This is a genomic window from Paraburkholderia sp. GAS199, assembly GCF_050436585.1.
In the GTDB taxonomy this organism is placed as follows: Bacteria; Pseudomonadota; Gammaproteobacteria; order Burkholderiales; family Burkholderiaceae; genus Paraburkholderia.
This window is the reverse complement of record NZ_JBNDMM010000001.1, coordinates 1,261,175-1,280,132: the sequence shown is the minus strand read 5'-3', so window position 1 is coordinate 1,280,132 and position 18,958 is coordinate 1,261,175. Positions and strand designations below refer to the sequence as shown.

Annotated in this window: 22 protein-coding genes and 1 pseudogene; 8 read left to right on the top strand and 15 right to left on the bottom strand. The window is 58.7% G+C overall.

The annotated features are described in order from the left end of the window. The first annotated feature begins 735 nt into the window (after window positions 1–735). Window positions 736–1,772 (top strand): annotated as a pseudogene (locus P3T18_RS05670) (PDDEXK nuclease domain-containing protein). Window positions 1,773–2,329: 557 nt separating this feature from the next. On the opposite strand, the gene P3T18_RS05665 reads toward P3T18_RS05670, so the two are convergent. The 7 genes from P3T18_RS05665 to P3T18_RS05635 form a co-directional block, all read right to left on the bottom strand. Further along, complete coding sequence (locus P3T18_RS05665; protein WP_429298919.1) at window positions 2,330–3,994, bottom strand: ATP-binding response regulator; 1,665 nt, start codon at window positions 3,992–3,994, stop codon at window positions 2,330–2,332. Between the two features lies 1 nt (window position 3,995). Further along, complete coding sequence (locus P3T18_RS05660; RefSeq protein ID WP_429298918.1) at window positions 3,996–4,988, bottom strand: ATP-binding SpoIIE family protein phosphatase; 993 nt, start codon at window positions 4,986–4,988, stop codon at window positions 3,996–3,998. Then, window positions 4,973–5,383 (bottom strand): anti-sigma regulatory factor, encoded by a 411-nt coding sequence (locus P3T18_RS05655; RefSeq protein ID WP_429299047.1) that lies wholly within the window; start codon window positions 5,381–5,383, stop codon window positions 4,973–4,975. The genes P3T18_RS05660 and P3T18_RS05655 overlap by 16 nt, the downstream gene beginning before the upstream one ends. Then, complete coding sequence (locus P3T18_RS05650) at window positions 5,371–5,754, bottom strand: STAS domain-containing protein (protein ID WP_429298917.1); 384 nt, start codon at window positions 5,752–5,754, stop codon at window positions 5,371–5,373. The genes P3T18_RS05655 and P3T18_RS05650 overlap by 13 nt, the downstream gene beginning before the upstream one ends. Before the next feature lies 1 nt (window position 5,755). Beyond that, the gene (locus tag P3T18_RS05645) at window positions 5,756–6,625 is read right to left on the bottom strand and encodes an STAS domain-containing protein (RefSeq protein WP_429298916.1); all 870 of its coding nucleotides are present in this window, start codon (window positions 6,623–6,625) and stop codon (window positions 5,756–5,758) included. A gap of 513 nt (window positions 6,626–7,138) precedes the next feature. Continuing rightward, entirely contained in the window at window positions 7,139–7,486 is a 348-nt protein-coding gene (locus P3T18_RS05640; RefSeq protein ID WP_429298915.1) for a phasin family protein, read from the bottom strand. A 14-nt stretch (window positions 7,487–7,500) separates the two neighbouring features. Then, window positions 7,501–7,863, bottom strand: a complete 363-nt coding sequence (locus tag P3T18_RS05635) for a hypothetical protein (RefSeq protein ID WP_429298914.1) — start codon at window positions 7,861–7,863, stop codon at window positions 7,501–7,503. Between the two features lie 128 nt (window positions 7,864–7,991). Here P3T18_RS05635 and P3T18_RS05630 point away from each other — a divergent pair, with 128 nt between their 5' ends. Beyond that, window positions 7,992–8,291, top strand: a complete 300-nt coding sequence (locus P3T18_RS05630; RefSeq protein WP_429298913.1) for a hypothetical protein — start codon at window positions 7,992–7,994, stop codon at window positions 8,289–8,291. A 245-nt stretch (window positions 8,292–8,536) separates the two neighbouring features. Then, window positions 8,537–9,382 (top strand): formate/nitrite transporter family protein, encoded by an 846-nt coding sequence (locus P3T18_RS05625; RefSeq protein ID WP_429298912.1) that lies wholly within the window; start codon window positions 8,537–8,539, stop codon window positions 9,380–9,382. Between the two features lie 98 nt (window positions 9,383–9,480). On the opposite strand, the gene P3T18_RS05620 is transcribed toward P3T18_RS05625, so the two are convergent. The 3 genes from P3T18_RS05620 to P3T18_RS05610 form a co-directional block, all read right to left on the bottom strand. Next, entirely contained in the window at window positions 9,481–10,335 is an 855-nt protein-coding gene (locus P3T18_RS05620) for a Gfo/Idh/MocA family oxidoreductase (protein WP_429298911.1), read from the bottom strand. A gap of 709 nt (window positions 10,336–11,044) precedes the next feature. Further along, window positions 11,045–11,383 carry a type II toxin-antitoxin system RelE/ParE family toxin gene (locus tag P3T18_RS05615; protein WP_429298910.1) on the bottom strand — a complete coding sequence of 113 codons (339 nt, stop codon included), beginning with the start codon at window positions 11,381–11,383 and terminating at the stop codon, window positions 11,045–11,047. Next, window positions 11,380–11,616 carry a type II toxin-antitoxin system ParD family antitoxin gene (locus P3T18_RS05610; RefSeq protein WP_429298909.1) on the bottom strand — a complete coding sequence of 79 codons (237 nt, stop codon included), beginning with the start codon at window positions 11,614–11,616 and terminating at the stop codon, window positions 11,380–11,382. The genes P3T18_RS05615 and P3T18_RS05610 overlap by 4 nt, the downstream gene beginning before the upstream one ends. Before the next feature lie 323 nt (window positions 11,617–11,939). Between P3T18_RS05610 and P3T18_RS05605 the strand changes: the two genes are divergently transcribed. Together P3T18_RS05605 and P3T18_RS05600 are read left to right on the top strand one after the other, a co-directional pair. Continuing rightward, the gene (locus P3T18_RS05605) at window positions 11,940–12,347 is read left to right on the top strand and encodes a DUF2384 domain-containing protein (protein ID WP_429298908.1); all 408 of its coding nucleotides are present in this window, start codon (window positions 11,940–11,942) and stop codon (window positions 12,345–12,347) included. After that, on the top strand, window positions 12,344–12,865 hold the full coding sequence (locus P3T18_RS05600; RefSeq protein ID WP_429298907.1) for an RES family NAD+ phosphorylase: 522 nt from the start codon (window positions 12,344–12,346) through the stop codon (window positions 12,863–12,865). Before P3T18_RS05605 ends, P3T18_RS05600 begins: the two co-directional genes overlap by 4 nt. A gap of 55 nt (window positions 12,866–12,920) precedes the next feature. On the opposite strand, the gene P3T18_RS05595 is transcribed toward P3T18_RS05600, so the two are convergent. From P3T18_RS05595 to P3T18_RS05585, 3 genes are all read right to left on the bottom strand, one after another. Beyond that, window positions 12,921–13,190 (bottom strand): DUF1488 family protein, encoded by a 270-nt coding sequence (locus tag P3T18_RS05595; RefSeq protein ID WP_429298906.1) that lies wholly within the window; start codon window positions 13,188–13,190, stop codon window positions 12,921–12,923. A gap of 613 nt (window positions 13,191–13,803) precedes the next feature. Continuing rightward, on the bottom strand, window positions 13,804–13,974 hold the full coding sequence (locus tag P3T18_RS05590) for a hypothetical protein (RefSeq protein ID WP_429298905.1): 171 nt from the start codon (window positions 13,972–13,974) through the stop codon (window positions 13,804–13,806). A 37-nt stretch (window positions 13,975–14,011) separates the two neighbouring features. Then, the gene (locus P3T18_RS05585) at window positions 14,012–14,731 is read right to left on the bottom strand and encodes a Crp/Fnr family transcriptional regulator (protein ID WP_429298904.1); all 720 of its coding nucleotides are present in this window, start codon (window positions 14,729–14,731) and stop codon (window positions 14,012–14,014) included. 578 nt (window positions 14,732–15,309) lie between these two features. On the opposite strand from P3T18_RS05585, the gene P3T18_RS05580 reads away from it, so the two are divergent. The 3 genes from P3T18_RS05580 to P3T18_RS05570 all read left to right on the top strand — a co-directional run bounded on the left by P3T18_RS05580 (window position 15,310) and on the right by P3T18_RS05570 (window position 17,574). Beyond that, window positions 15,310–15,612, top strand: a complete 303-nt coding sequence (locus tag P3T18_RS05580) for a hypothetical protein (protein WP_429298903.1) — start codon at window positions 15,310–15,312, stop codon at window positions 15,610–15,612. A 79-nt stretch (window positions 15,613–15,691) separates the two neighbouring features. Then, on the top strand, window positions 15,692–16,243 hold the full coding sequence (locus P3T18_RS05575) for a general stress protein (protein WP_429298902.1): 552 nt from the start codon (window positions 15,692–15,694) through the stop codon (window positions 16,241–16,243). Window positions 16,244–16,284: 41 nt separating this feature from the next. Then, window positions 16,285–17,574, top strand: coding sequence for an NRAMP family divalent metal transporter (locus P3T18_RS05570; protein ID WP_429298901.1), 1,290 nt, complete (start codon window positions 16,285–16,287; stop codon window positions 17,572–17,574). A gap of 17 nt (window positions 17,575–17,591) precedes the next feature. Here the strand turns inward: P3T18_RS05570 and P3T18_RS05565 are convergent, their stop codons facing one another. Further along, window positions 17,592–17,897 (bottom strand): chaperone modulator CbpM, encoded by a 306-nt coding sequence (locus P3T18_RS05565; protein ID WP_429298900.1) that lies wholly within the window; start codon window positions 17,895–17,897, stop codon window positions 17,592–17,594. Next, the gene (locus P3T18_RS05560) at window positions 17,894–18,937 is read right to left on the bottom strand and encodes a DnaJ C-terminal domain-containing protein (protein ID WP_429298899.1); all 1,044 of its coding nucleotides are present in this window, start codon (window positions 18,935–18,937) and stop codon (window positions 17,894–17,896) included. The genes P3T18_RS05565 and P3T18_RS05560 overlap by 4 nt, the downstream gene beginning before the upstream one ends. Window positions 18,938–18,958 lie beyond the last annotated feature (21 nt).

The following is an 18,958-nucleotide window of genomic DNA, read 5'->3' as shown; positions in this document are numbered from 1 at the left end:
CTTTGCTGCGCTGCCACTCGATGGGCTTTCCATCAGATTTGACGCGTACCGCTCGTCTCTTTGAGTACTCCTGAGGCAACGAGGTGCAGGCGCACAATCGCCTCGCGTATGGCGCACAGCTCAGGGTATGCGCCAATCGACTCTGCTGCGTCCATCATGGCGGCGCACGCCCGGATGGCGTCGACACAGCCATGGTCAACTGCTCTGGCAGATCGAAACAACTCCTCGGAAGATGTCTTGGGCGCCATAAAGACCTCGGAAAACTTAGATTATCCGTCGGACATTATAAATCGCTTGAACGATTTTCCAGATAAAGCCGCAGACTCCAGCAACTCAAGGATGGTCATGCCGGGCACCTTCCCGGGCGGGGGACTACGATGCGGTCATCTGCCGTCACCGAGCTTTTCGCGCAAGGATGACCACTAGTACATACTGTTATGCCAAACGCATCTCGGTTCTGTGACGCATGTTATAGAAAGGATGGCGACGTGGCCCTTAGCCGCGGAAACTCTGTTCGAGAAGCGGATTTCGCTTATCGCCCGTCAATCCGACAACGTCTTCGCACGTCGCGCGCCTAATTTGACATAAGTAAAGTTATCAACTTTAAATTCAGGGTGCGATGGTATACTTGGCGTCGCGACGGCTCGTGAGCTAGTTAAAGCCGCGCCGGCACGATAACCTCGTTCAAATGCGATCCTTTTTCGCACCCAACTGATCCAACGCATGACCAAGGACATGAATTCTCCAGCATGGGCTGAGGATTACCGCCACTGGCTTGCCGAGCTCAAGGAGCGCGTCGAGCGCGCCCGCCAGCGCGCCATGGCCAGCGCGAATCGCGAGCTCGTCACGTTGTACTGGCAGATCGGCCGCGATATCCTCGACAGGCAGCAGCGTCAAGGCTGGGGAACTGGCGTCGTCGACCGGCTCGCGCGCGATCTGAAGGCAGCGTTTCCCGACATGCGGGGCTTCTCGCCCCGTAACCTTAAGTACATGCGCGCGCTGGCACAGGCATTCCCGCAGTCGGAATTTGTGCAACAGCCCGTTGCACAATTGCCTTGGTCCCACGTCGTGACCCTGCTTGACAAGCTCGACGATGGCGCCCAGCGGCTCTGGTATGCCGAAAAGTCGCTTGAGCACGGCTGGTCGCGCAGTGTGCTGACCATGCAGATTGAGACGGCCGCCCATGCACGTACCGGAAATGCCGTGACGAATTTCGCGCAGCGGTTGCCGCCACTGCAGTCAGATCTGGCACGCGAAGCGCTTAAGGATCCCTACATCTTCGATTTTCTCGGCCTCGCGGAGGACGCTCAGGAACGAGACATCGAGCGCGCGCTTACCCAACACATCACGCGCTTTCTCCTCGAACTCGGCGCCGGCTTTGCGTTTGTTGCACGCCAGTACCGACTGGAGGTTGGCGGCGACGAGTTTTTCGTCGACCTGCTTTTTTTCCATCTCAAGCTGCGTTGCTACATCGTCGTTGAACTGAAAACGACGCCGTTCAAGCCTGAGTATGCAGGCCAACTCAATTTCTACCTGTCTGCGATCGATGCGCAGGTCAAGGCGCCCGAGGACCAGCCGACCATTGGCCTGTTACTTTGCAAGGAAAAGAACCGGCTGTTAGCCGAATATGCATTACGCGGTGTAAACAAGCCGATGGCGTCGCTGAATATCAGCTTCTGCGGCATGTGCCTGAGCCGCTTAATGGCGGTCTACCGTCCATCGACCAGATTGAGGCGGAACTCAGGCCTGATTTGACCGACACGTCGGAGTAGGCGATCAGCCCGGATGTCGGGACAATACGTCCAGATCAAAACGCGGCGGTCTAGCCTTTCACACCGGCGGCTACAGCCTCATCCGCGGTGACCGGCCTGGTGGCTCGATGCGCCGATTAAACCAGCAACCACGCAAGTCACAATAAAATCCTCCCGCAGCGGCGACCAGAAGCCGCCCTTGCTAGCCACCTGTTAGATCGACGACCGGATCGGCCGTGACCTGGCAACTGACGAGCGTCCAGGTGGCATCAACGGTGGGTTAAGACTCCGTGAAAATCAACACCCAGATTTCCGTTGCCGTTCAGGTCCTTGGCTACCGTGACAATATGGCGGCAATCTGCCGTTCCCTGCGTCTGCCGCCGCTGGTGCCGGAACTTGCGCAGCGGCTGTACCTTCGCTTAGGGACGGTCAACCATGTGCCTCTGAGGCCTGCCAAATGTGTGAACAGATCCACGTCAGCACTCCAGCCCGATGAGGCGTGCCGGGCAGACAGCAGGACCACCCCCAACTGACGCGCCACGGCGCGCGTTCGTGTGGACGTTCGCTGCTCGGGCCGGTTATCTCGACGCCAGGTATTCGACCAGTTCCTCGATGGCGACCGGCTTCACGAAGAAGCGGGTAAATCCCGCTGCATGAGCTTCAATCTGGTACGACGCCGCAGAGTATCCGCTTAACGCCACCAGGGTGAGTTGCACGGCTCCATGCCGGGCAAGCAGCGCTTTCGCCACGTCGAAGCCAGGCATATCGGGTAAGCCAAGATCGACAACGCCAATTGTCGGCGCGAAAGCTTCCGCTATGTCGATAGCCGAGCGGCCATCGTAGGCAACACGGCACTCATGACCATACATGCCCAGCAAGTCGGCAAGTGCATCGGCAGAGTCGCGATTGTCGTCTACCAGCAGAATCCTGTGTCCCGCGCCGGGTACGATAGTGTCGACAATCAGCTCCGGCTCGCTGAGCGCCAGTTCCTCGTGCACGACGGGCAGCGTCACCACTATCCGCGTTCCTTTACCGACACCCTCGCTATAAGCCCGCACCGCCCCGCCGTGATCCTGTACGAGCCGCAGAACTACAGTAAGTCCGATACCTAGTCCCGCATCCTGCCTGCCGATACCGGCACCGGCCTGGGCAAACAGATCGAACACACGCGGCAGCATCGCAGGATCGATTCCGACACCGCGATCCGTGATCGCGACGCTTACCTCGTTTGCCGTGCTCGTCACCGAGATGTCGATCGTGTCCGGCTGTGACGTGTAGCGTGCCGCGTTGTGAACGATATTGTTGAAGACCTGCTTGAACCGGGCGACGTCGACGCGAACTAAAACCGGCTCAGCCGGATACGAGATTTTCACTTTATGCCCACGACGCCGGATCTCGGCAGCGGCCATTTCGACGCCGCCATCGATCAGCGTATCCACGCGTACGACTTCAGTGTGCAGCTCAACCTTGCCGCGCGTGAGCCGCGACACGTCGAGCAGATCTTCAACCATCCGCGACAGTTGCGCGGTCTGGCGTCCGATCACGGCCAACGTCTTCTCCGGACGACCCTCAGCGGTCCGCGCTTCCAGTTCGAGTGCAAGAGAAATCGCCGCCAGCGGATTGCGCAGTTCATGCGCCAGCATCGCGAGAAATTCGTTTTTGCGCACATCCGCATCTTCGAGTTCGGAACGCTTGCGGCGTAGTTCCTCAAGCGCGAGCAGCATCTCCCGGTTCTGCTTTTCAAGCTCCTCTACGGGGCTCTGTGGCTTGCGTCGTGTGAGCTGTTCAACCAGGTTGCCAAGCTCGCGCACTGTAAGCCGTGGTGTTCCGCGCGGTAGGAACATTTCCAGGGTGACCGTGGTGCCCCCGCCTGCTTGCGACTGGATGAAAAAGCCATCCGCCATCCTTCGGCTGCCCGATATGCCCACACCCTGCTCGCCCGGCCTGTGAATCGCCTCAAGCATCACCGCATCCAGATTGGCGATACCCGGACCTTTATCGCTGATCTGGGCGACGACACACTGCGTGTCGGCCGAATCGGTGGCGTCACCAACGAAAAAAGTCAGGATGCCGCCGCCCGCGAATTGCACTGCATTGCGCGCGATTTCGGAGACGGCAGTGATGAATCGCGTGCGTTGCAGGTTGTCGAGCCCGAACAGCTCGCCGATCTGACGCGAACGGTCGCGCACCGCAACGAGACTGAGGTTGGAGCTGACCGGCGTCGCGAGAATTCGATGTCGCATATCAAAGCGCCTTTACGACTACGATCGTAGCGTCGTCCGCATCGCGCGCGAAGTCACGATGCAACACGCTGGCTATCAGGCTCGGATGCCGGCTCAATAGTCCGGGGTGACGGTTCAGGTTCCATCGCGTCGATACGCCGTCGGTCGTGGCAATGAATACGCTGCCTTGCTGCCACGCGGTTTGCGTCGGGCGCACCGCACGCATGTTGTAGCCGACGGTCCCGTCGGTGGAGAGCAGGTGCTGCGTGCCATCGCCACTGCTGACAATGCTCACGATATTGCCGACGCCGGCAAACGAAAGGGTCGCGTTCACAGGCTCGAATTTCGCGAGCGCCATCACGGCACCGCGCGTCGATTTGATGCCCAGGTGAACGTTCCGCAGAAGGTCGGCGGGCGTGATGCCAGAATTGGCATCCATGAAAATGTTGACTGCCTTGCGTGAAGCTTCTGCCGCGAGCGGCCCGTGGCCGAGGCCGTCGAGCAAAGCTACCCAGAGCATGTCGGGGGCAAAGCGCACGGCCCAGGCGTCGCCGCTTACGTCCTGACCGAGTTTCGGTGTGGACCTGGCGCCGATCAGAAACGGTGGGCGGTTGGGCGCAGGCGCCTCGCCGATGCGCGCCATGACCGCAGTACCCGCACCGGCGACCGAATAAATGTCGAACAGCGTGGAATGACGCGCGATGGTGCCAAGCCCCGCTCCAAGGCTGCCCCCCGTGGAAAACCCGTCCGAGCAGGCCGCGCCGAGATTGGCGATGCCGGGGCCGCGGTCGAGTGCGATGACGTCGAGACTGCTTACTCCGCCCTCGTCGCTTCCTTTCAGAATGATCTCGCCATGACCGGCATATTTGATGATGTTGGTCGCGACCTCGGTCACAATCAAAGCCGCATCCGCCTGGAGCCGCTCAGCGAGTCCCAGGCTTTGCGCCATCTGCATTGCACGTCTGCGCGCGTCCGCAATGCCGCTCTTGTCGGCCAGACTTAGCGTCGTTTCCATTGAATAATGCTCACTTTCGTCCCCACGCCCACTGCCGACGAGATGTCGAACTCGTTCACAAGCCGGCGTGCACCGCCCAGTCCCAATCCCATGCTCTTCGCAGTACTGAAACCATCCTGAAGTGCCTGCTCGATATCCGGAATACCCGGTCCGGCATCTTCGAATACGAGCTTGATACCCATACGTCCCGCGCGCTCGATTTCAGAAATCGTGAGCGTTCCACCGCCGCCATGCACAAGCGTATTGCGTGCGAGTTCACTCGCCGCCGTCACGAACTTGGTTCTGTCGAGCGTGCCGAACGCCAGCCGTGTTGCCCAATCCTGAACCGTCTTGCGAGCCAGGTTGACCTGATCGGCTGAGCGAATGTCCAGAGTGACTTCGCTTAGGGAAATGATGGGGACTCTCCCGCGTCATCCAGCGATTTGCGCAGCAAGGCCATGCCTTTGTCGACGTCAAGCGCAGTACGAATACCGTGGAGGGACATGCCGAGTTCAACGAGGGTGATCGCAACGGCAGGACGCATACCGACCAGCACGGTCGTTGCGTCCATTACTCGTGCCATCGCGGCTATATGTCCCAGAGTTCGGCCAATGAACGAATCGACGATTTCCAGCGCGGAAATATCGATCAGCACACCTTTCGCACGGGTGCGCTCAATCCGCGACGTCAGATCATCCTGCAAGCCCAGGACCAGCTCGTCATGCAGTTCGACCTGAATCGAAACAAGCAGAAACTCCCCGAGCTTGAGAACCGGAATTTGCTCCATCTCAGTTGTCCTGCTTGACGGCGGAGATCTTGGCAACGGTCATGCCCACGCGCCGCAAGGCGACCTTCAACGCCTCGGCAAGCGTTGCCTTGGTGACCACATCGCCAAGATCCACGCCCAGATGAACGATAGTCTGCGCAATTTGCGGACGGATGCCGCTGATGATGCATTCCGCGCCCATGAGCCGTGCCGCCGCGACGGTCTTCAGCAAGTGCTGCGCGACCAGCGTATCCACCGTAGGCACGCCGGTGATATCGATGATGGCGATCGCTGCTTCGTTCTCGACGATGGAATCGAGGAGGCTTTCCATGACGACTTGGGTGCGTTCGCTGTCGAGCGTGCCGATTAGCGGCAATGCAACGATCGAATCCCACAGCCGAACCACGGGCGTGGTCAGGTCGAGCAGTTCCTGCTGCTGGCGCTCAATGATCTGCTGACGGCTTGCCTGGTAGGCTTCGGTAGTAAGCAGCCCAAGGTTGTCCAGCGTCTGCGTGAGTTTCCAGAACTCTTCGGAAAGCAGTTCGGCGTTCTTGCCAAGCGCTTTACGCAGCGCGTCGAACAACGGCTTTTTCAAGGACAGAATGAAAGTCGCCGTTTCGACCGGGGAAAAACCCTGAATAACCCGCTCTCTTGACAGCGTTGTCAGGTGCGAGCGGATCGGCTCCCATGCTTCGCCGACGAGTTGCTCGTCATAGCTGGCTTTGATTGCACGTGCAAACAGAGTGAGAAAGGCCCGCGATGATTCGCGGATATCGGCCTCAGAGATGACGCCCTGGCGGATTCCGCCCGCCAGTTGACCTGCAACCCATGCCTTCAGAACGGCTCCCTCGTCTTTCTCGAGGATGGCTGACAGTTCAGTTTGTTCGCTCAAAGTCCGCTCCTAATTAGTGTCGACGTGAACAGGAGCACATAATACACGGTGGGCGCCCGCAGTACGGCGCTCCCGGGAGCGCCTAGGACTCGCATCCGACTGCAATGTCCTTCTAACGACGCAAGGCTGCCCGAGAAGACATGGGATTGCACAAGTCCAATGGAAAAACCCAATATGATTCCGTGCAGTGCCCACCGGTAGGAATATACAGGGTGGTGACAGGCACCAGCGATTCGCCTAGAGCCATAGAGCGCTGGCGAAGGGCTGGAGGGGGCACCGATATCACATGCCTGTCCCAAACAAAGCAAGCGCTGCAAACCGCTCGGAGTTGGACCATGCCTGCTCCGCGAACCGCCCATGATTGAAAGGCTCGTTACCCTTGGGCGATGGTCGCTGCCAGCGGGGTCTCACGAGACTGGATTGCCGACGCTGTCGACTATGTCACGGCCCCTCGCGTTGTCAACCGCCAGTTGCGATCCGGGCGGCAAACTTAAGGCCAGGTGCTGTTAGGCGTCAAGCGGGAATTCGCGACGTGGAGACTCCCTGCCATGGTCTGAAGCGGGATTTCAGACGCTCGTGCGCTGCCGAGACAACGTGGATTCCCATTTGGACAGATATGTATTCCACGTGCCGCCAGTATGCAAAAGTTTTCGTGACAGCGGCGGAGAGTTGCCAAGTCGAAAGATCAATCACTTCTGAAAATGTCTCTGCGGAAAGCGCTGCGTCCGCCACCGCGCGCTGCTCGGAAAGCGAGGTTCGTATAGTCTGGTTATTCGGTTGAACAAGCGCCTCGAAACCGGCGAAGGCCTCGCTGATGCAGTTATAGGCGACATCGAACGAGGCATCGATAAGGTGGGGCAAGGACTGACTCGTGGTCAAAAAATAAAAGCTCCGGTTGCTGGAAAAGGATAGATACCGCTCGTGCGCTGAAACTGCCGGCAGTACACAGAAGCCTGCAATTTCTCTGTGGCCGTCACAGATGACTTAGACTGGGCAATTCCTCGCGAGATTGCATCGTGAGACAGCATGGCAATGGTAAATACGTCAGGTAAAAATCCGCGTGCCATGCAGGTGCATGTTTCACATCCACCACGAACTTCTCGAGCGTGCTCCACTGCTGGACGAACAAGCGCAAACTCGACGGAAAATGGCGGCGGGTGACTGAGCGAATGCAGCATGCTCGCCGCGGCATCCGTCCCGCTGGTCGGGAACCGCATCGCATGTCTGGAAAATTGCATGTGTCGCCGTCATCGACCAAGATGCGGCTTAAGGGACCGCCTTGTTGCTGCCTAGCCTTATCGCTCACCCTATCTGTCAGGCCCGCCGATTGCGTACAGCCCCGTCACCAACACCAACGGGAGCCAACATGCGCTTGACAATCGATCAGTTCAAAGCCCGGTTAGGTGAGTTGCTCCGCGACCTGATGCCGTGCACTGCCGCCGACCTGACAGACAACGTGGTTGCTTATTGGGATGGGCGGCGTGTGGTGTATTGCTATCTGGATCCGGAAACCGATCTGATCGAAGAGGAGTTCGATCTTGATGGGGGGTTCTGGAAAGATTGGGAAGAGTATCTGACGGAGTGGCTAGCGCAACCGCAGTTCAGTGTCAGGCCCGAGTTGCGTGACCGGCTGAATAAATTGCACGACAGCGCGACCGATAGCTAACGCAAGACTGAGGAAGGCCCGTCATCCCCCTACGCCGGCTTCCCTGCAGGAAGCGCTGATAAGTGCTTGCGACCAATTTCCGACCTGGGAACGGACTGCCGGCATTCCCATAAAAATTACGAGATATTGGATTCGCCTTTCCGCAGATGGGTACGTCCGCGAAATTCGGCGAAACCGATAGTTCAAATCGGCGCGCGCAGATGCAATCTCTGCGGCCCGTCGCGAAACCACCTTATTAAACCGCCATGGCAGCCTCCGATACTGGTTCCAATTCTCCACATCTCGACGACGGCGAACAGCGACAGGCTGCTCAGCATTCCTCTCCCCGCGCACTGGTCATCCATGAAGTTATACGGGAGGAAGGAGAAACCGCCATGGAGAGGACGACTGCGGCGCTGGCGATGTCTGCCCTTGCAGCCGGGCTGTCGATGGGATTCTCTTTCCTAACTCAAGCTGTGATCGAAAGTTCGCTACCTGATACCCCATGGCGCCATCTGATTGCGTCGTTCGGTTATACCGTTGGATTTGTCATTGTCATTCTTGGTCAGCAGCAACTTTTTACCGAGAGCACCCTGAGTGCTGTGTTGCCTGTCCTTACCAGGAGAGACTTCGGAACCGTACTGAAGACGGCCCGGCTTTGGGCAATCGTGCTCACCGCCAATATTGTCGGTACCTTTATCTTCGCGGCAATGCTTCTTATCCCGGGCATTTTTGAAAAATCTGTCGTCGAAGCGCTCGCACACGTCGCCGCGCAACCATTCGCCGGGACGTTCGTGGTGACAGTCGTTCGAGCCGTGTTTGCAGGATGGCTCATCGCACTGATGGTCTGGCTGCTCCCCAGCGCACGGTCGGCTCGACTTGTCACGATTCTGCTGATTACCTACGTCGTAGCCATCAGCAAGTTGTCGCATATCATCGCTGGCTCCGTTGAGGCGAGCTACGGTGTGATGTATGGAGCAGCAACTATGCGTGACTATTTTGGCAGCTTCTTCGGGCCCACCCTGCTCGGCAACATGATCGGCGGCATCTCGCTCGTAGCGATCATTAACCATGGCTCAATCGCTGCGGAAATCCGCGAAATAGGGCAGTAGAGGCACGCAGCGGCTGAAGCCGTGTGAGGGCAATGAAACGGGCGTCCCTTCACTTGATACGCCCAGAGCGAATAATCCTGGCGAGACGAAAGTTGTTTTCAGGAACGGTTCAACGGCCGGTTGAAAATGCTCGTTGCCGCACCGACTTGACATAGCTCGACTTGAACGTTCGAGTACGGCCGTCGGGAGAATGAACGGCCACCTGTGTACCGTTTTCCCGGGCCACGTCGCCGACATCGTAGCGCGGTGCGGGACATTACCGCCTGGCGAGCATCCGCGCGGCCTTGACTGATCGAGTGCGCCCCCTGACGGGCGAGGACAGCGTACTCACCGCAGTGGCGTCGATGTCGGCTACCGTGCAGGCAACAAGTGAGAATTGCGCGCCATCGATAATGCCAGGTTGGTGTGTGGTCGATCACCTGTCGCCGTGTCTCCCTGCCGTATGCGCTCAAACGCTCGAACCGTACCGCGGCCTTCCACCAGTTCGCGCGCCGGGCCGGCAACGGTCTTGGTTGCATGCGTAGCCGGTTCGAGCAACCGGTACCGCCGCGGGCAAGTCGCGTACGGCGATGCGCGAGGTCAGGGTCGGGATAGCGACTGGCTTGGGAACACCGCTGAATTCGCCTGTCGTTCAGATCGAACAGCAGCACGCCGCTTGCCGGTTCACCATCACGACCGGCACAACCTGTCTCCCGGTAATTGTTGGTAGCTTCGATCACCCGTGCACGGCCCAACTCGCCCGATTGCGCAAAGCGTGCCGCCTCGCGATTGAAAGGCTCTAACTGACAGCGATAGGCGATCATGAGCTTGATCCATGCTTGCGCGCATGCATCGACCATCTGGCGTGCTTCTTTTGGTGTATTCGCGATAGGCTTTTCACACAGCACATGTTTGCCGGCGTTTGCGGCAGTCTGTGCGTGAGACAGATGCAATCCGTTGGGCGTCAGACACACACAGCCTGCACGGCAGGGTTGGCAGCGAGCTTTCCAATGTCGTCATAGCCATCAATCGCGCCCGGTAAGACGCCATACTGCCGCGCGACTACGTGTGCCTTCTCCGGACTGGACGACACCAGCGCAACACGCGCGCGCAAGCTCTGTGAGAATGCCAGCAGTATTTCTTCAAGTGGGAGGCGTAGATGGCCGATAACCGCGAAGCCAGTATGCATAACGTGCATCATCTCCGGCAATGGGGGAGATCGATTCATGTTTTCGTCATCAGGCCACAACCCTTGGAACGCCTCTTTGTGTTGCCGTCGGTCGGACGCTCCTAGATTCCAAGGAGTCAGTTTCCTGCGGGCGGGCCGATGCTATGGCCAGTGCGGCACCGTCTTGTATGCGCCATGTCCGGTTGCCAACGCCGGCATGGCAGTCAGGTTCTGTTAGTCGGCCCGATAATTTGGCATAAATTAAATGGTCGAAGTTTAGTTCGTATTCCTATGGATAGGGGGCGAGCGTGTTACCAATTTGTGCAGCAGCCTGCTGCACAAATTCGGATTCGGCGGTGCGCTCAAGTTGCGCGGTGACCGATCTTCCAGCACAGCGCGATTAGTTTGCGAGTATCGACACTGCTGGTTAGATGCATTGACCGTGCACGATGGGTCTCCAAAAAAGGGGGGAAGTGCATGAATGCTCCTCACAGACCTGATGCGTGCAGAGGCTGTTACTGAGTCGCGCCGTCGTTGCTCGCCAGCCAGGTCGGAATATCACGCTTGCCGTTGAGCACGCGCCAAACTTCCACATGAGCCTCGCGCTCAATATAGAAGATCAGGTGCGGATAGCGATCCAACGGCCACGACCGTAGGTCTGGGATATCCAGCTCATACGCGTAACGGGGAGACCCGATGTTCGGGTGCCTGGAGAGTCGCTCGTAAGCCTGCTCGATCTCCGCGATGAATCCGAGCGCGGCCTGCTCCGAGTCTTCGTCTACGAGGTAGTGCGTCACCTCGTCCTCTACGTCCTGCCTCGCCAGCCTCGTCGGTATGACAGGCTTGGCCCTCATTTGCGAGAAGTACGCACGCGAGCGCGCAGCGATTCGAAGTAGTCGGCATCAACAGGGGCAGTGACGCCGGACGTCGCGCCCTGCAGGAGTATTGCGCGCAGACGCTTGCGATCTTGATCTTTTCGGATCAGTTCGCGGACGTACTCGCTACTCGTTCCATAGCCGCCCTCACCAACCTGTTCGTCGACGTAGACCTTCAGCGAATCTGGTAGGGAAATGTTCATAGTGGTCATGAGACCACTCTAGCACGCCTTGGCAAATTTTGCCAAAATGACGCGGTGTTACCAGGCGGCGGGCAGCGAAGGACTGCTATGACTTTTCGGCGCATAGACAATGGACGCCGGTTGGCGTCAGGTGACCAAAGAGACAGTTATGGAGCCATGCACACAGCTTTCTGCCGCACACTTGGTCACCTCAGACAATCCAATTGGACATAATGTTAATTATCACCTTTTGTGTTGTAGCCAGTTAAAACATAGCTGGGCGCTGTCGCGGCGGTCTGCGGTGCGCACATCTTGTGCTATTGTTGTGCATATATTGTGCATGGAGTAATGCGATGAAACCGGATTCCGCGCTCGCCGGCGCAACAACCAGCGCCAGTTTTGACCAGTTCATGGCTTCACTGCGCGATCCCGACAACCCGGCGCCCATCCTGTCAGCGCGCCGGTTCGGCGAGGTGCTGCACATCGATCTGCAGACGCTCGCCGAGCAGGCGCACGTGCATCGCAATACGCTTAGCCGGCAACCGGGTTCGGAAAGCGTTCAACGCTTCCTGCGCAACGCGCTCCGGGTGATCCGGGCCGCCACGGATATCTCTGGCGATGTCAGTCAGGCCTTGTTCTGGTACAGAAACGAACCCCTGCCCGTTTTCGATTATCGGACGGCCGAGCAGCTGGTCTCCGATGGCCGGACCGACGATCTGCTGCGATATGTGTCCTCGCTCGAGGCGGGTGCAGCGGGATGATCCTCACCACCCTGTCCGCGCTTACGGCTTACCGGATGCACGTGCCGAAGTGGGCTGTAGCGCCAACCAGCGGTGCCGGCGCGGGCCGACACGGCGGTCGCGTCAACCGCATCGGACTGAACGCCCTCTATCTCGCCCTGGACGCCCAGACCGCGGTGTCGGAGTACCAGCAGGTTTCCCCACTGATGCCGCCGGGGACGCTCGTCAGTTATCAGGTCACGGTCGGTCCGGTGGTCGATTTCACAGGTGGCTACAAGAGCGGACTCTGGTCGCCACTGTGGGAAGATTTCTATTGCGACTGGCGCAGGTGCTGGTTTAACCAGCGCATCGAACCGCCAAGCTGGATCATCGCGGATGAAGTGGTGGCCGCCGGTGCAAAAGGCATTCTTTTCCGATCGAGCCTGTCAGCCGACGGAGTCAACCTCGTCCTATTTGTCGATGACCTGGCTCCCACGGACCGCCTTGACGTTCATGACCCGCAACGTTCGCTTCCCCGGGACCAATCGTCCTGGACGTAGGCAATGGCTGATCTTCGGCTACGGCTGAGCCAACCGGACTTGGAGACCACCCTGATCATCGGATGACAAAATCGGGGGCGCCAAGTCGTACCGCCGCATTCCGGTGCGCCAGCCACTTCCTTCGGGCGACAGCAACAATCCGCTCGCGGCCATCCTCAAATGTCCGAAGCGTACGCGCTGCGTCCGCATTTGCGGGGAGCCAGAAATACTCCTCCAGCACAGAACGGTCGATCACACCTTCGATCGGGTGGTCGCCCGCTGACAGAGTAAAAAACACTGAACGATCATCTGGCGAAATGGCGGCCGTGTGATCCAGAACGTCCATGAAAAACTCCTCGCGAAACCATGCGCGGCTATTCTATTTATGCCTGACCGTCGTCTTCAATTTACCAGAATTGCGCTAACTCGGCCTTCATTAGTCGCCATCGCGAGTCGGCAGGACAGGAAGTGCTCACCCACCTGAACCGCGGGCCTTTCAGAGGATGAAACTGACAGCACGAGTTCCCCGGGGTTGTCACCGATCTGGCTTGATGCCCCCTCCCGATCGATATGGCCCAGCGAGGATGGTCCACCGCGTTGTGGCAAGGTTAGGACGGCCCTGACGGCTTTTTGGACATCAAGATTTCCTGATGATCTTGGTCCTGCCTTGCTGCACTCAAGCGATACGCTTGGAGTTGGGTCTGAAGTCGTTCCTCCGTCAAGGCAAGGACAATGCAACGCAAGCTGCGGCCGATCTGAATTGCTCTGCTGACATTCGTGACTAACCATAGCCGAAGCTCGGCACTCGTTGATGACGAATGTCTTGTGGCGACCCACAACTGCCGTTCTGAGTTTCCACACCGCCACGACCGCTTCCGGAGTGCAGCGGACGCTCGCCTCGCTGGTTTGCTCGGTGAGTTATCGGCCATTGCCGCCATTGAGGCGGCCTGTGTTCTTCGTCAGCAATGTGGCGGATTGCTCACTGCTGCGGCGTCGAGCAGCCCGACCGGTGCTTGATGCATTGACAAACTCGTCGACTCGAATCTCCCCGTTTTAATGACTTCGTAATGCGGCGCAAAGCGGCACCACAGCTGCAATGCTTTTCTTTGCTCCCCGTCCAGCTCTTTCATGAAACTGAATTTGCACTGAGGCGCGCTCACGCCATTTCTATAGTGCTTTCAAAGCGGGTAACAGCCGGTCGAACTCGCGCTTCACAACGCCGTAGCATTCGCACACTCGTGTTTCCAGTCCCGGTCTGTCCAGTACCTCGATGTGCCCGTGGCTGTAGCGAATCAGGCCTGCATCCTGCAATTTCAACGCGGCCTCAGTGACACCGGATCGGCGCACGCCCAGCATATTGGCGATCAGTTCCTGCGTCATTTTCAGTTCGTTCGAAGAGAGACGGTCGATACTGAGCAGCAGCCACCTGCACAACTGCTGGTCGATTGAATGATGTCGGTTACACACAGCAGTCTGCGCCATCTGGGTGATCAGCGCCTGCGTATAGCGGAGCAAAAGGCGCTGGACAGGACCGGCACGATGAAATTCGGCCTTCAGGATTTGAGCGTCCAGGCGGTACGCGTTGCCCGCGCTTTGGACGACCGCCCGGCTGGGCGTGGTCTCGCCCCCCATGAAAAGCGCGATGCCGATGAGCCCTTCGTTGCCGACGATCGCGATTTCGGCGGACGCACCGTCCTCCATCACATACAGCAGTGACACGATGCAGGTGGTCGGGAAATAGACGTAGTTGAGGCGATCGCCGGATTCGTAGACGACTTTGCCGAGCGGCATATCCACGGCCTCCAGATGGGGATGCACACGTCCCCACTCCAGGTCTGGCAACACCGCCAGCAGATGGTTTTCGTGTTGGCGATGATCTTGAGACATTGCGCACTCTCCGCAGTTCGCCCGGAACCACGCCACTTTCGCCGACGATTCCCTGACGGGTACGTATGGATAGGAGGAAGAATGCTCCGAGACCTTTGCCGACTCTACCGCAGCGCGTCACCACGCGGCAATCGTCGCGCCAATCGAAATCTGGCCGATACCCGGGAGATTATAAGTCACGCCGAAATTACGCGCCGATCCGCGCCCTAGCATGACTATGCGTTGCGGCACACCTGTCCGTGCGCACTGCACGAACGCCGACAATCAAATTGGCAAGAACAACCAAGCTGCACAAAACACCGTGACGTCGAATCTAGTCTGATGATTGCGGCAAGCGTCCGAGAACCGGAGGCTGCCTGCTATCAGAAAAAGTCCGTGGAGATCAAGGCGGATTGTGCGCTTGAACATAGACAGGTCTTTGTACGCTGTCGTACCGCTTTCTCTCTCGTGTGTGCGTATCGTGTTTCATATTGCCGACCAGCGGGGAAAGGAAGGCTTGGACGAAGAGTTTTTTGAGGCACGCACGGATATTGACCCGATGCCAGTGCCGACAGCCGAGTCGTAGCAGATTGATAACAATGCTGATGGTTTTCGACGAACCGCAAGCTTTACCGGCAGCGACGACGGCGGTGTGGCTGCCGTTTAATCAAACAGGCGACGCCATGGCAGACAGAATTCTTTCAAGCAAGACACACGACGCTTACATGACCGTTAGGAACCATATTGCCGATGGTTGGATAGCGAGCGTGTGTGTCGTCCCGAAAGGTGCAGCCAAGAAAAATGAACTCATCGTCAAACTCGACACTTTCTTTGAATGTGAAGATGTCGCATGGAAATCGGCTGAGACGCTTGCACGTGCCGAGCTCAACAATCTGAAATAGCGCGGGGCCGCACGTCCCAATCTTACTGTGAGCAGTCGCAATAGTTCGCCTACTTCCTATCGTTTCAAGGATCAATCGCATGACTCCCTATGACGTCGTAATCGCGGTCTTCGATGACCACCACAAAGCCGATGCTGCCGTGCGCAAGCTGATAGACAGCGGCTTCGATATGAAAAATTTCAGTGTGGTCGGCAAGGGCTATCACACCGAGGAAAAGATCGTCGGTCTCTATACGATCGGCGATCGTATGAAGATGTGGGGCAAGTACGGCGCGTTCTGGGGCGGCCTGTGGGGTCTGCTGATGGGCGGCGTGTTTCTGACGATTCCGGTGCTTGGCCCGATCGTGGTGCTGGGCCATCTCGCTGTTGTCATCGTGTCGGCGGTCGAAGGGGCTGTTGTTGTCGGCACCCTCAGTGCTTTAGGCGCAACACTCGTCAATGCGGGACTGCCGAAGGAAAGCGTGGTCCACTACGAGGCCGCCATCAAAGCCAATGGATTCATCGTGATGGCCCACGGCACGCCGGATGAGATGGCGCGCGCAAAAGCCGTTCTCGTGACCCATCAACCGGCCCGTCTCGATTCGCACGAAAACGTCACACCCACCGAGCCTGCCACACCCGAAACTGCGTGAGGGGCCGGTACGGCCTCGCCAGCCATCAGGAGCACCCTTTCATGGATACACTCACCCGCGAACCGGTCAAACAGCCGACGCGCCCAAAGCTTTTGCAGGTGATGGGCCCGGGGCTCATCACCTGCGCTTCAGACGACGATCCGAGCGGTATCGCGACGTATTCGCAGGTCGGCGCGCAATTCGGCTATGGCCTTGCGTGGACACTCCTGTTCAGCTATCCGTTGATGGCCGCGATCCAGGAAATCAGCGCACGCATCGGGCGGGTGACTGGCAGCGGCATCGCAGGCAATCTGCGTGAGCACTATCCGCGATGGCTTTCGACCACCGTAGTCGCATTGCTGCTCGTCGCGAACATCATCAACCTAGGTGCGGACCTTGGCGCGATGGGTGCGGCGCTCAAGCTGCTGATCTCGGGTCCCGCACTACTCTATGTGTGCGGATTCGGGCTGCTGTCGGTGGTGCTGGAAGTGTTCACGCGCTATGCACGCTATGTCTCGGTTCTCAAATGGCTGTGTCTGTCGCTGTTCAGCTATGTGGTCTGCGCCTTTGTCGTCAAAATTCCGTGGAATCAGGTGGGCTGGGCTGTCTTGCTGCCGCCGTTATCCATCAAGCCGGATTACCTCGTCGCCATCGTCGCGGTCATGGGTACGACAATCAGCCCCTATCTGTTTTTCTGGCAGGCCGAGCAGGAAGTCGAAGACGAAAACGAACGACCCGGCGCGCATCCGTTGACCCACGTGCCATGGGAAGCGCCCGCGGAGTTCGCGCGGATTCGCATCGACACCTACCTCGGCATGGCGCTCTCAAATGTGATCGCGTTCTTCATTGTCGTGACGACGGCGACGACTTTGCATGCACACGGGGTCACCGATATTCAGACTTCCGCTCAGGCAGCGGAAGCGCTGCGTGCCATCGCAGGACCATTCACGTTCGTTGTGTTCGCGGCCGGCATTATCGGCACCGGTTTGCTGACACTGCCTGTGCTGGCCGGATCAGGTGCCTATGCGGTGGGCGAATTGTTCGCATGGCGAGTGGGCCTTGCGCGTCTGCCGTTGCAGGCGAAGGCATTCTACGGCGTGATCGCCGTGGCGACGGCAATCGGTGCCGGCCTGAACTTCACATCAATCGATCCGGTCAAGGCGCTCTACTGGAGTGCAGTCCTCAATGGTATCGTCGCGGTGCCCGTCATGATCGTCATGATGCATCTCTCGATGCGTACCCGCATCATGTCCGGCTTTACGCTGCCGCCCGTGCTACGTACCCTCGGCTGGGTAGCGACCGGCGTAATGGCCGCAACCGTCGTGGCGATGGCTGCCACCTGGATTGGGTGAGGAACCGCCGTATCGCCTCAGATACTGCGCGCTCGCAAGGCTGCGATTTCGTCAAGCAGATCGAGTGCGAGCGCGATGCCCGCCGCGTTGATCTCGAGATCCTGCGCGAGACGGCGAGCCTTGCGGGCGCGGCGCAATGACACTCCGTCGAAGTGCGGGCCATCGTCCTCGCTGACTGATTTAGGCTCAATCGCTCCTTGCTCAATCCATTCTACGAGCTGAACTTCAGAAGCGCCGGACACCCGGCACAATTCGAGTAGCGTGAACTCCACCTGCTCCTCGACGATCAGGCATTCGAGCCAGGCAGTGCGCGATTCGTTCATGATGTATCACCAGAAAAATGCGCGCGCGGGTCGAAGTCGCACGCCTGTCGTAGAGTCTCGTAAGCCGCGCGTGCCTGCTCGCTGTCAGCCGGCGGCAAAACAATGTTCAACTGTGCATAGAAGTCGCCCGGTGTACCGGCCGCACCGCTCGCTGGAATTCCCTTGCCTTTCAGGCGCAAGCGTCGGCCTCCGCTGGAATCTTTGGGTATGGCTATTTCAACGGCGCCGTCGGGCGTCGGCACGGTAATGCGCACGCCAAGCGCAGCTTCCCAAGGGGCGACAGGCACGACGATCGTCACGTCGCGGCCGTCGACGCTGAAAAGTTTGTGCTGGCGCAACGTGATTTCCAGGTACAGATCTCCAGCGCGCCCTTCTCCGAAGCCCGTCCCCCCTTGGCCGGCAAGCCGCAAGTGCTGCCCAGTGTGCACGCCCTTCGGAATGGAGACATCGAGCGTGCGCGACTTCAGCATGGCGCGGCCGCTTGCATCGAGCACCGGCGTCTCCAGCGAAATCGTGCGCTGCGCTCCGCGATAGCTATCCTCCAGATCGATCACCACTTTGGCGTGATGATCCTCACCGGGAACCGAGAAGCCGACGCCGGCATAAGCATCTTCCAGTTCCTGATCTGTCGCGCGTCCATGACCGGCACCGGCAGTGTGCCGTGCCTGGCTGGTCGACGCACGATCACCACCGGCTTCCCGGCCACTGAATAGGGCGTCGAAAAACTCCCTGAAGCGCGCATCCTCGGTGCCGGGGTTGTCCGCGCCGCTGAATTCGAAGCCTTCGTCCCACTGCGGCGGAGGCTCGAAGTCCTGACCATTGCGCCACTGGTCGCCCATCCGGTCGTAGGCCGCGCGCTTCTCTGTGTCTTTGAGCACGCCGTACGCCTCGCCTACCTCCTTGAAGCGCGGCTCCGCATCGTCGATTTTGCTCAGGTCCGGGTGATACTTGCGGGCGAGCTTGCGATGCGTCCGTTTGATGTCGTCCTGCGTCGCGCTGCGCGGCAATCCCAGCACTTCATAGTAATCTCTGTATTTCATATCGAGGGCCTATAAGGGAAT